This is a genomic window from Marinifilum fragile (assembly GCF_963677365.1).
In the GTDB taxonomy this organism is placed as follows: Bacteria; Bacteroidota; Bacteroidia; order Bacteroidales; family Marinifilaceae; genus Marinifilum; species Marinifilum fragile.
Genome location: NZ_OY781962.1, coordinates 763,257 through 775,952 on the forward strand (window position 1 = coordinate 763,257; position 12,696 = coordinate 775,952).

At 37.0% G+C, this 12,696-nt stretch carries 8 protein-coding genes and 1 other RNA gene; all 9 read left to right on the top strand.

Annotation, left to right across the window (positions count from 1 at the left end; all coding sequences use genetic code 11):
• Nucleotides 1-50 precede the first annotated feature (50 nt).
• The 9 genes from ACKPCA_RS02820 to rfbA all read left to right on the top strand — a co-directional run bounded on the left by ACKPCA_RS02820 (nt 51) and on the right by rfbA (nt 12,519).
• Entirely contained in the window at nt 51-404 is a 354-nt protein-coding gene (locus tag ACKPCA_RS02820) for a four helix bundle protein (RefSeq protein WP_321281262.1), read from the top strand.
• Nucleotides 405-566: 162 nt separating this feature from the next.
• Nucleotides 567-930: RNase P RNA component class A (gene rnpB, locus ACKPCA_RS02825), an RNA gene on the top strand.
• A 912-nt stretch (nt 931-1,842) separates the two neighbouring features.
• The gene (locus ACKPCA_RS02830; RefSeq protein ID WP_321281263.1) at nt 1,843-3,798 is read left to right on the top strand and encodes a polysaccharide biosynthesis protein; all 1,956 of its coding nucleotides are present in this window, start codon (nt 1,843-1,845) and stop codon (nt 3,796-3,798) included.
• Nucleotides 3,799-4,661: 863 nt separating this feature from the next.
• Nucleotides 4,662-7,106 carry an SLBB domain-containing protein gene (locus ACKPCA_RS02835; RefSeq protein ID WP_321281265.1) on the top strand — a complete coding sequence of 815 codons (2,445 nt, stop codon included), beginning with the start codon at nt 4,662-4,664 and terminating at the stop codon, nt 7,104-7,106.
• 382 nt (nt 7,107-7,488) lie between these two features.
• Nucleotides 7,489-7,881: a GxxExxY protein gene (locus ACKPCA_RS02840; RefSeq protein ID WP_321281266.1), complete on the top strand. Its 393-nt coding sequence runs from the start codon at nt 7,489-7,491 to the stop codon at nt 7,879-7,881.
• A gap of 77 nt (nt 7,882-7,958) precedes the next feature.
• Nucleotides 7,959-9,071, top strand: a complete 1,113-nt coding sequence (locus ACKPCA_RS02845) for a Wzz/FepE/Etk N-terminal domain-containing protein (RefSeq protein WP_321281267.1) — start codon at nt 7,959-7,961, stop codon at nt 9,069-9,071.
• A gap of 180 nt (nt 9,072-9,251) precedes the next feature.
• A complete protein-coding gene (locus ACKPCA_RS02850) occupies nt 9,252-10,541 on the top strand; it encodes a nucleotide sugar dehydrogenase (RefSeq protein ID WP_321281269.1) in 1,290 nt (429 codons plus the stop codon).
• Between the two features lie 36 nt (nt 10,542-10,577).
• Nucleotides 10,578-11,636, top strand: coding sequence for a dTDP-glucose 4,6-dehydratase (gene rfbB, locus ACKPCA_RS02855; protein ID WP_321281271.1), 1,059 nt, complete (start codon nt 10,578-10,580; stop codon nt 11,634-11,636).
• 4 nt (nt 11,637-11,640) lie between these two features.
• Nucleotides 11,641-12,519: a glucose-1-phosphate thymidylyltransferase RfbA gene (gene rfbA / locus ACKPCA_RS02860; RefSeq protein ID WP_321281273.1), complete on the top strand. Its 879-nt coding sequence runs from the start codon at nt 11,641-11,643 to the stop codon at nt 12,517-12,519.
• The last annotated feature ends 177 nt before the right edge of the window (nt 12,520-12,696 follow it).

Below are 12,696 nucleotides of genomic sequence, written 5' to 3' on the forward strand. Positions count from 1 at the left end.
TTTAACAAATTCCCAAAACCAAATCCCAAAGACTACAAAGTTTTGAACTAATGACTTCTAAATTTGATTTGCAGCAACGTTTGTTTGAATTCTCAATATCAATTGTGAATGAAGTTCGTAGCTTGCCAAGTTCAAATGAATACAAAGTAATTTCTTATCAAATACTTAAATCGGCTACATCTATAGGAGCGAACTTTGAAGAAGCTCAAGCTGCTGTATCTACCGCAGACTTTGCCAATAAGGTGGCTATTGCATTGAAAGAGGCAAGGGAGACTAATTATTGGATCCGGATAATTGTTGCAATTTCCGATGCTAAGGTTGAATGGATCAAACTGGAAAAAGAATCCAAGGAAATTATTAAAATTCTGGCTAGCATCTATAATAAGACAGTAGTGAAAAAATAACTTTACTGTTCTTTTAGCTTTTACTGATAATTTGTAATCTGTTTTCAATTGTTCTGGACATTGAATTTTAGAATTTGAAGTTTGGAATTTGATTCTTGGATTTTGGTTTTTGGAATTTGATTTTTGGTATTTGAAGCAAAGAGAATTTCATTATCTTTGCCACCGGCAAACCGTTCTATCGCTGTTTCGCAAGAAAGAGAGGAAAGTCCGGGCAACGCAGAGTAACATACTTCTTAACTGGAAGAAGGTCGAAAGGCTTTAGTAGTAGAGCAGAAAATAACCGCCAAAGCTACTTCGGTAATTTTGGTAAGGGTGAAAAGGTGAGGTAAGAGCTCACCGGTACCTGTGGTGACATGGGTAGCCGTGTACCTTATGTGTTGCAAGATCAAGTATACCGACAGCTGTAGGCTTACTCGGCCGATGTCGGGGGGTAGATTGCTAGAGACATTTGGCAACAAATGTTCAAGATAAATGATAGAAACTCTTTTGTAGAGGACAGGACCCGGCTTATAGGTTTGCCAATTTTAATTAGTAATGAACAATTATTAATTAATAATACCATCTCAAGTTATTGAGGTGGTTTTTTTGTGGTTGATAATCTCAAATCCCCAAAAAAAAATCAAGCCCGAAAGCCTTCTGGACCAAAAAAGCCAAAAGCAAGTATAATGCCAGATTGCAGGTCCCAATCCTTAGGGATAGAAAGTATTTAAAGTATAAAGTATAAAGTATAAAGTATAAAGTATAAAGTATAAAGTATAAAGTTGCGGAAGATAGCTATGAGTTCCGAACTTTGCATACTCATTATTAATTGCCAGGTAGAGATCCCTCGTTTCCTCGGGATGACTGCCAATTCAAAATGACAAGCTTTTACTGCTAACTGTTCATTGTTAACTGTTTTCTATACTTTTCCAGACCATTCGACTCTTTGACCATTCATCGATGTGACTTTTTGCTCATACACAAAAAGAGGCACAGTCCTCTGCATCTATTGATTAATTACTCATTATTAATTACTAATTGAGGATGTTTTACTCATTACTCATTACTCATTACTACCATTATACTGTTCTACTATTTCACTTTTCATCTTTCCAGACATTTTGATCGTCCCTTTTTTCTGCTTTGATGTCTAAAAACTTAAAAAAGAGTTTGTTAAGATAATTATTTAATGCTACGTAGGGTAATAGTTAAATAAATCGGTATAATTATTGACAAAAAACAAAGTGATGACGCAACCGTTTGCTTTTTTTGTAATCTTAAGAATGACACATTGTAGTGTGATGAATAGATATTAAACTTGTGTGAAGGCTTTTAAGCTTTTGATAAAAATAAAAAAATGACAAGTTTGACATTTGTTTTTGATAAATTAAGGCTGTACTTTTGTCAAGTTAACTATATGGGTATGTAATACCACCTATACTACTATAAATTGTTTATTATGACTTTACCTAAAATTAATATCTTTGATAAGACAACTCCACGATGGATCGTTTTTCTGATCGATTTATTGATTAGTATGATTTCGATTACAGCTGCTTATCTTCTGCGTTTTAATTTTAATATAGAAGATATTCATCTAAATTCGGCAAAGGTAATTATTCCTTTGTTTGTATTGTTAAGGGCTTTAACATTTCTTTATGGAGGCACTTATGCAGGTATTGTTAGGTATACAAGTTCTAAGGACGCCGAAAGGATATTTGTTGTAGTTTCGGTAGGGTCAGCTGTATTTACATTGCTCAATTTATTAAGTTTTGTTGCAAGGGATGGTGTGTTTATTGTACCCTTCTCAATTTTGATTATTGAATACATTGCTGTTGTCTTCTTGATGACCAGTAGTCGTATCATATTCAAGGCCATTTACTATAGATACCTTACCCGATCTAAGATTCGTGAAAACATATTAATATACGGAAGTGATGAATTTGGTATCATGGCAAAGCATGCTTTGGATAGTGGTAGCGAAGTGAATAGTTTCATCGTTGCGTTTATTGACCACAATAACAAAAAGGTAGGTAGTAAATTGGAAGATGTGAAGATCTATAGTACTTCCGATTTACAGGATTTGATTGAGCAAAAGGAGGTGGATAAGGTGATTATTGCCAAAAAAGATTTAACTCATGCTCAAAAGAGTGAGGTGGTTGAAAAGTGTCTTGAGTTCAATGTGAAAGTTTGGGAGGTGCCTAAATTTGAAAGTTGGGTGAATGGCGAGTTGAGTGTAAAACAAATTAGAGCCATAAAAATTGAGGATTTGTTGGAGAGAGATCCAATTAACTTGGATTGGGATCAAATCAATGAACAGGTAAATGGAAAAACCGTTTTGGTTACAGGAGCTGCTGGGTCTATCGGTTCTGAAATGGTTAGACAGGTGGCGCGTTTCTCTCCCAAATGTATTGTCTTGTTTGATCAGGCGGAATCTCCGTTGTATGATATAGAATTGTCATTAAAAGAAGAGTTGAATTTTTACAATGCTGAAATTGTAATTGGGGATGTTCGCGATAAGGAGAGAACTCAAAGAATGTTTGATGTTTATAAGCCTGATTTGGTGTATCATGCAGCTGCATATAAGCATGTGCCTATGATGGAAAATAATCCTTCTGAGGCGATTAAAACAAATGTGTTGGGAACTAAAAATGTGGCCGATCTTTCCTTGGAATATGGGGTAGAGAGGTTTGTAATGGTTTCCACGGATAAGGCTGTGAATCCTACCAATGTAATGGGTGCGTCGAAGAGAATAGCAGAGATTTATACGCAATCTTTGAATTATCCAGGATGTCCTACCCATTTTATTACTACGCGTTTTGGTAATGTTTTGGGATCGAATGGATCGGTGATTCCTAGATTTAAAGCACAAATTGAAAAAGGAGGGCCGATTACAGTAACACATCCTGAAATTACTAGGTATTTCATGACCATACCCGAAGCTTGCCAATTGGTGATGCAGGCTGGAGCAATCGGCTCTGGAGGTAAGATCTTTATTTTTGATATGGGGAGATCTGTTAAAATTGCAGATCTGGCTTATAAGATGATAAAGTTAAGTGGTTTAAAATTAAATGAAGACATAAAGGTTCAGTTTACAGGCTTAAGACCTGGGGAGAAACTGTATGAGGAGTTGTTGAATGTGAAAGAAAATACCATTCCAACCAAGCATCCTAGGATTATGGTGGCAAAAGTGAGAGAATATGAATTGGCAGAAGTTCAGCTGATGATTGAGCATTTTTATGACTTGCTGGAAACCAACGATAATTTTAAGATTGTGGCCCATATGAAAGCTATAGTTCCGGAATTTAAATCGATGAACTCTATATATGAACAACTGGATAAGCGTTTCGTGTCAAAATCGAAGTTGGTGGGTGAGCCAGCTTTGTCTGAAGAAATAAAAGAGATGTTGAGCTAAATGTCCTAAAGAAATTGATAAAATAAAAGCTGTTCTGCACCAAGTGTAAAACAGCTTTTATTTTATCAAAATGTTTAGGAGTAGGGATGCAATCCAACTTGACACATTTGGCAGCTTTTTTATTGAGAATTTTTATTTACCATTGTATGCTAATATTAAACAGAAGGATAAGGAGAAAAGTCTGGAAAAGTAGAAAGGTCAAATAGTAAAATGAGTATGGTTCTGATATTTTACTTTAGAAATTTGAACTGGCTTTGAATCAGCAGTTATCCAGAGTTTGCAGTCATCCCGCGGAATCGAGGGATCTCAACTCTAATGGAAACAGATCCTTCTCGGTTCAGGATGACCGGAAGGTTTAGCAGTCATCCCGATCCCGAATGGTCGGGAGAGGGATCTAAAGCTGGGTATTGTCATCTCGAAGTATTGAGAGATCTCATTCTTAAAGAAACAGATCCTTCACTCGGTTAAGGATGACCAGAAGATTAAGTTGTCATCCCGAGGAATCGAGGGATCTAAAACCTTTAAATAGGTATAATGTTCTCAGCATACTGATCATTGTTAATTGATCTTTGATCACAGATTACAGGGCTTGGCTAATTAAGCTTAGGTTTTGGTCCCAACAGCTTTCCGGTTTGAGTTTTGGACTTTGAAATTTGGTTTTTTGGATTTTACTCTTGCGTGAAAACTATGTTAGAAAAATTTAATATAAAATAGGCTCGAAAATTAGGGAATTGGATAGTAGTTTTTTATTTTTGCGCAACCGCAAAAATCTTTGATCAGACAAAAGTGGGGTTTGATCAAAGCAAAACGGTCTAAATTGAATAAATAGGTGTAAACAACCAGCATTTTAATAGAATACAATTATGATTCGATTATTTCGAAAAACTTTTTTCTTGGGATTGATCTTGGCTTTTGCCACCATCGGGGCTGAGGCGCAAAATACAAACATCAATCCAGCCACGGTAAATGTAAATGCATTAAGCGACAAGCAAATTGAAAGAATTATCTCCGAAATGGAGAAGAATGGGATGAGTCTGGAAGAAGCAATGGCTTTGGCTCGTGCTCGAGGAGCTTCGCAAATGCAAATCGATCAAATGACTCAGCGCATCAAAGATTACAAATTGAAAAATCAATTTGTTGGATCGAATACAAATGTGCAAACTTCTGAATTGCCTACGACTGAATTGCCTACGACTGAATTGCCTGCAGAGTTGTCGGAGAAAGTAGAGTTCAAAGCAACGGAAAAGAACAAAAAGATTTTTGGTTTTCACTTCTTCAATTCAGAGAATTTAAGTTTCGCACCAAATGTTAATGTTCCGGTTTCTGATTCTTATGCTTTAGGCATAGGAGATGAAGTAAATATTGCGGTTTACGGTGCATCTCAACAGTCCTACATGTTGGTGGTTCAAAAAAATGGAGCCATTATCATTCCCGACTTGGGACCGGTTAATGTATACGGAATGTCTTTTGCAAAAGCCAGTGAGAAAATCAAATCCAGGTTAATTTCTATTTACAATGGCATGAAAGGCAATCAGCCCAACACCTTTGCTGATGTAAGTCTGGGAGCTTTAAAAGGAGTGAAGGTGAATGTAATTGGGGAGGTAAACTTGCCAGGAACTTATGCTTTGCCTGCAACCGCTTCTGTTTTCAATGCGCTGTATTTGGCAGGAGGACCGAATGAAAATGGATCTTTCCGTGTAATCGATTTGATTCGTGATGGAAAAATTATCAATTCGGTTGATGTTTATGAATATCTAATTGATGGAAAAACACAGAACAATGTACAGTTGCGCGATCAGGATGTGATCATGGTTCGCCCATACGTGAATCGCATTAAGGTAGCGGGTGAGTTCAAACGTACCGGTTTGTTCGAAGCCAAGGATGGAGAGTTGGTAGCAGATATCTTGCGCTATGCAGGTGGTTTTACTGATAAGGCTTATACCCACGTTTTGGATTTGTATCGCAACAATACTCGAACTCTAAGTTTTGTGGATGTTGCTGCCGATCAATATAAGGAAATTGAATTGATGAATGGGGATTCCATAAAGGCAGGAGCCATTACAGAGCGTTTCGAAAATAGAATCAGCATAGCCGGAGCAGTTTATCGCCCTGGAGATTACCAGTTGTTGGAGGGAATGAAATTGTCTGAACTGATTGTAAAAGCAGAAGGCTTGAAAGAGGAAGCCTTTATGGAGCGTGGCGTAATCACTCGCAAACAAAAGGATTTGAGCTTGGAGGCCATCTCATTCTCACCTCGCGAAGTCTTGAATGGAAAAGCGGATGTGCTGTTGCAACGCGAAGATAGAATCCAGATCTCTTCCATTTTCGATTTGCGTGAAGCACGTACGGTTGAAATTGTAGGAGAAGTACAATTTCCGGGAACTTATGCCTGGGCAGAGAATATGAAAATTGCCGACCTGATTTTCCAGGCAGGTGGATTTTTGGAAAATGCAGAGGTGAGCTCTGTGGAAGTAAGTCGTGTATTGGACTACAATGAAACCAAAGACCTGACCAAATCACTATTGCATACCTACCAATATGGCTTGGATCGAAACCTGAAGCTGGACGCAGAAGGAGAAGCTTTTGTACTAAATGCTTTCGATAAGGTATACATTCGCCGTGCACCGGGATATCGTCCGCAAGGAACAGCAAGTGTGCAAGGAGAAGTAAAGTATGCAGGAGAATATGGAATTACCCGCAAGGATGAAAAAATATCCGATGTCATTCGCAGGGCAGGAGGTTTAACCCCTGAAGCCTATGTAAAGGGAGCTTCTTTGCGCAGAAGAATTGAATTGAGCGATGCAGAATATCAGGCAAAACTGGCCATTGCCATGCAGGATACCACCATGAATGCCGAAGAGGTAGAAAAGGTGCAGTATCAGATAGTCGGTATTGACTTGCCAAAAATCATGAAGAAGCCAGGTTGTGTGGAAGATTTACATGTCTTGGAAGGGGATCAATTGATGGTACCATCAAAACTGGAAACAGTAATGGTGTCAGGGTCTGTCTTGAACCCGGTGGCACATACCTTTACGGATAAGAAAAAGGCCAAAGATTACATCATGAGCTCAGGTGGTTTTGCCCAAAGAGCCAAGAAAGGAAAAGTATATGTGCTGTATGCCAACGGAACAACAGCAGCCACAAAAGGCGGATTATTCGGAAGACGCTTCCCAAGAGTCGAACCAGGCTGTGAAATCATCGTTCCGGAAAAACCAGAAGTGGACAAAGCCGCAAACGCAAGCAAGTGGCTGGCCTTCACATCAACATTGGCGAGTTTGATTACAGCCATTGCGGTGGCTACCCGTTAGGGTAAAGTCCCCCTTTGAAGGGGGATGCAGGGGGATGTTTTGATGTGGCTTGAACAGATTTACAGTCATCCCGATCTTTGCTGTCATCCCGAGGAATCGAGGGATCTCTTGCAAACAAGTAGGGAGAGGAAACTCTCTCAAAGAAGTATAATTGGATCTCTCAATAAAAGGGAATCGTGTAAAGAAAAAAAATACCCCAAACCCCTAAAGGGGCTTGTTTAGTGCAGGAAAAGTCCCCTTCAGGGGATTTAGGGGTTGAAAGAGGAAAAGAAAAAACAAATTAGCAGTCATCCCGAGCTTCTCGTCATCCCGAGGAACCGAGGGATCTCCTAGAGATAGATTGCGCGGATTAAAAACGGATTACACTAATGAGATAACGATAATGTCAACACAGAAACTCTTATTCGAACAAGAAACCTATTCCATCATTGGGGCCTGCATGACAGTCCATCGAAAACTTGGTGTTGGTTTCTTAGAAAGTGTGTATTCTGAAGCATTGGCAAAAGAATTAGAAAAACGAAAAATTCCGTTTGTGAAAGAGAAGAAGATAGAGCTCTTTTATGACGGTCAAAAAATGATCAAATATTTTAAAGCGGACTTTGTCTGCTTTGATTCGCTTATAATAGAAATAAAAAGTAAATCTTGTTTGTTGAAGATTGACGAACAACAAACAATAAATTATTTAAAAGCAACCAAATATCAATTAGGACTTTTAGTCAACTTTGGTGAAAGCTCCCTAAAATATAAGAGATTCGTTAACACAGTTAAAAAATAATTATTGACGCCGATTAAAAGCAGAAACGCCCCATCCGCGAAATCTATTTTAAAATCCGCGTAATCAACATACACAGTATGCAAGAAAACAACAACATACAAACCCACCCCGACGATGAGATTGATTTGATTCAATTAGCAAAGACCCTCTGGGAAGGCAGAAAGACCGTCATTAAAACCACCATCATCTTCATGTTCATCGGCCTCTTCGTAGCCATTTTTTCAGAAAAAGAATACACTGCTTCCTGTACCATGGTGCCGCAATCAGCAGATGGTGGATCCAAACTAGGTGGTAGTTTAGGAGGATTAGCAGCAATGGCTGGAATCAACTTGGGATCAATGGGTGGAGGATCGGATATACCCCCAACACTTTATCCAAAGATTGTGAATAGTATCCCTTTTCAGAAGGAATTGATGAAAACACTTTTGTCAATCGAAGGTCAGAAAGAAAAAGTAACATTTGCCCATTACTACGAAGAAATTTACAGCCCGGGATTATTTGGCTATGTTAAGAAATACACCATTGGTTTACCTGGTTTAATTCTTGGTGCCATCCGTGGTGATCGTACAGACGCAATGCTTGCGTCTTCTGAAGATGAAATTTTATCAATAACACAAGAAGAAAAAGAACTAATCAATATTCTTTCTTCTCAACTCTCTTTAGAAGTCAATGATAAGGATGGTTACGTTTCATTATCCGCCCGTATGCCACAAGCAAAGGCCGCTGCTCAAATGGCAAAAAAAGCTCAAATTCTTTTGCAGAAAGCCATAACCAATTTTAAAATCCAAAAAGCAAAAGAACAATTAATGTTTGTAGAAGGGCGTTATGCAGAAAAAGAAAAAGAAGCGAATGTGGCTATGCATAAATTGGCTTTATTTCGAGATGGTAATAAAAATGTAAGTACTGCGATAGCTCAGACTGAATTGGAGCGATTAACAGCAGAATACAACTTGGTTTACGGGGTCTACTCTGAACTGGCAAAGCAATTGGAGAAACAAAAAATACAGGTGAAAGAAGATACACCTGTATTTACAATAATTAAACCAATAGTAATTCCATTTGAAAAATCAAAACCTAAGCGTGCTACTATACTTCTTATCTGGGTTGTTTTTGGTGGAATTGTAGGAGTAGGGATTGTTTTCGGAAAAGTATTTCTCTGTACTATGAAAAGTCAATGGACGGAAGAGTAGTTGGAATGAAAGTCTGTTTTTCATATAGCAGGATTTGTCTTAGTATAGTTGATTAGAGTGTTTAACATCTGTTGATAGTCATTGGTGAAAAAAATTCTTTGTTTATTAATGAATATGTAATTATTGGGGTGTTAGTTTTTTAAGTAAAGAAATAAAAAGATATAGAATCAAGATTTAAAAATGGAAAATATTAAAATTGCTATTATTGGCTTAGGTTATGTAGGATTGCCTTTAGCTGTTGAGTTTGCTAAGAAATATCCTGTTGTTGGTTTTGATATTGATACTAATCGTGTTTTTGAATTAAATAAAGGGCATGATGCAACTTTAGAGGTTGAAGATGATAATTTACAATCTGTATTAAAAAATAATAGGGAGAATGGATTGTATTTGTCTGCATCGCTTGATGATATTAATGATGCTAATTATTATATTGTTACTGTACCTACCCCTATTACAGAAGATAAACGACCAGATATGAATCCTCTTATAAAGGCAAGTCAGACTGTGGGTAAAGTTATTTCGAAAGGAGATATTGTCATTTATGAGTCCACTGTATATCCAGGTGCTACGGAAGAGGTCTGTTTACCTGTAGTGGAAGAGTTTTCAGGGTTAAAATTTAACGAGGATTTTTTTGCAGGTTATTCTCCAGAAAGAATTAACCCTGGAGATAAGGTGAATACATTGTTGACAATAAAGAAGGTTACCTCTGGTTCGACACCTCAAATTGCTACTGATATTGATGAACTTTATAACTCAATTCTTTTGAATGGAACTCATAAGGCATCTTCTATCAAGGTAGCGGAAGCCTCTAAAGTAATTGAAAATGCACAGCGAGACTTAAATATATCATTTGTTAATGAGTTGGCTTTGATTTTTGATAGAATGGGTATTGATACCAATGAGGTAATTGAAGCGGCTGGTTCGAAATGGAACTTTTTAAAATTTAAGCCAGGTTTAGTTGGTGGACATTGTATTAGTGTTGATCCTTACTACTTAAAGTGGAAAGCAGAGCAACTGGGATATCAGCCTGATGTGATTAGTTCTGGTCGTAAGGTTAATGATGTGATGGGGCAATTTGTAGCTCATAAGGTCGTTAAACTCATGATTGAGAAGGGGCATAGGATAAAAGGCAGTAAGATATTAGTATTAGGTTTTACTTTTAAAGAGAATTGTCCAGATATCCGAAATACGAAAATAGTTGATGTTATAAACGAACTAAATGAATTTGGAACTAATGTTAAAGTTTGTGATCCTTGGGCTGATGAGCAAGAGGTGTACCATGAGTATGGATTTGGTGTTGAACGAAATGTTAATAAAGTAATGGCAGATAAATATGATGCCGTTATATTAGCTGTTTCCCACAAGGAATTTTTAAATCTGAATTTGGATGATTTGAAAAATGGTCACGATGCCGTGATTTATGATATAAAAGGATGTTGGGATAAAGATCTTGTAGATGGAAGATTGTAGGAGTTTAATTATTAATTTGATTTTAAAAAGAAGTTAATGCAGTATAAGAGGAATATATTAATTACTGGCGGTGCGGGATTCATTGGCTCACATCTGGTTCGTTTATTAGTCAATAAATATCCTAATTATCGAATTGTTAATATGGATGTTCTAACCTATGCAGGTAATCTGGCTAATCTTAAGGATGTTGAAGATAATGAGAATTATGAGTTCGTTAAATGCGATATTTGCGATTTTGAAAGTGTGCAGGAAGCTTTCCAGAATTTCCAAATTGATGGAGTAATTCATTTGGCTGCAGAATCACATGTGGACCGTTCTATTAAAGATCCATTTTCTTTCGCACAAACTAATGTAATGGGTACATTGTCATTATTGCAAGCTGCAAAGCAAGCTTGGAATGGAGATTATGATGGTAAGTTATTTTATCATATATCGACCGATGAAGTATATGGTTCATTGGATGAGGAGGGCTTCTTTCTGGAAACTACTGCATATGATCCTCATTCACCATATTCCGCCTCAAAAGCTTCTTCGGATCATTTTGTGAGAGCTTTTCATGATACCTATGGCTTGCCAACTGTTATTTCAAATTGTTCAAATAATTATGGTTCTTACCAATTTCCTGAAAAATTAATTCCTTTGTTCATTAACAATATTTGCAATAATAAGCCTCTTCCTGTTTACGGAAAAGGGGAGAATGTTAGGGACTGGTTGTATGTTGAGGATCATGCGCGTGCCATTGATGTAATTTTCCATGAAGGGAAACTAGGGGATACATATAATATCGGTGGATTCAATGAGTGGAAAAATATCGATTTGATTAAAGTAATGATTAAAACTGTAGATCGTTTATTGGGAAGAGAAGAGGGAGCTTCCGAAAACTTGATCAAATACGTTACCGATAGAGCTGGTCACGACTTACGATATGCTATTGATTCAACCAAATTAAAAGAAGAGTTGAGTTGGGAGCCATCCCTTCAATTTGAAGAAGGAATAGAAAAGACGGTAAAGTGGTATCTCGAAAATGCGGAATGGTTGGAAAATATCACTTCTGGAGATTATCAAGATTATTATAACGAAATGTATAAAGCCTAATTAGATGAAAGGAATAGTATTAGCAGGTGGTAGTGGAACAAGACTTTACCCTATAACAAAAGGAGTTTCAAAACAATTACTTCCAATTTATGACAAGCCAATGATTAATTATCCATTGTCAGTTTTAATGTTGGCAGGTATTAGGGACATCTTGATTATTTCTACTCCACAAGATCTACCGGGATTCGAAAGACTACTGGGTGACGGTTCTGATTATGGGATTAAATTGTCGTATGCCGAACAACCTTCCCCAGATGGTTTAGCACAAGCTTTTATTATTGGAGAAGAATTTATAGCAGGAGATGATGTTTGTTTAGTACTTGGAGATAATATTTTCTACGGAGATGGGCTTTCACAGATGCTTGCCAATTCGCGTAGAAATGTTGAGCAAGAAGGGAAATCTACTGTTTTTGGGTATTATGTAAGTGATCCAGAAAGATATGGAGTTGCTGCTTTCGATAAAGATGGAAATGTAACATCAATAGAAGAAAAACCTAAGAAGCCATTATCAAACTACGCTGTTGTTGGATTATACTTCTATCCAAATTCTGTTGTTGAGATTGCGAAAAATATCAAACCATCTTACCGTGGTGAACTAGAGATAACCACGGTTAATCAAGAATATTTAATGAAAGGTGATTTAAAAGTGGAATTGATGGGTAGAGGTTATGCATGGTTGGATACAGGAACTCATGAATCCTTACTTGATGCTGGTCGATTTGTTGAGACCATTGAAAAACGACAGGGATTAAAAGTAGCTTGTCTAGAAGAGATAGCATACCTAAAGGAATATATCACAAAAGAACAATTACTAGATTTGGCTGAACCATTGAAGAAAAATGAATATGGTCAATATTTAATATCTATTGCGGATGAGCAATAAAATCATATTAACAACCAATATAGTTAAATCTCGCTACTTTATTTGTTGCGAAACATGAATGGTGAATTTTTAAAAGCGTAGGGAGATAAACACTTTAAAGCCTCTTACTTATTAACTAATAAAATCTAAATTGGACTATAAGATCTTTATAAAAGAAGCCATCATGTATTGAGATCA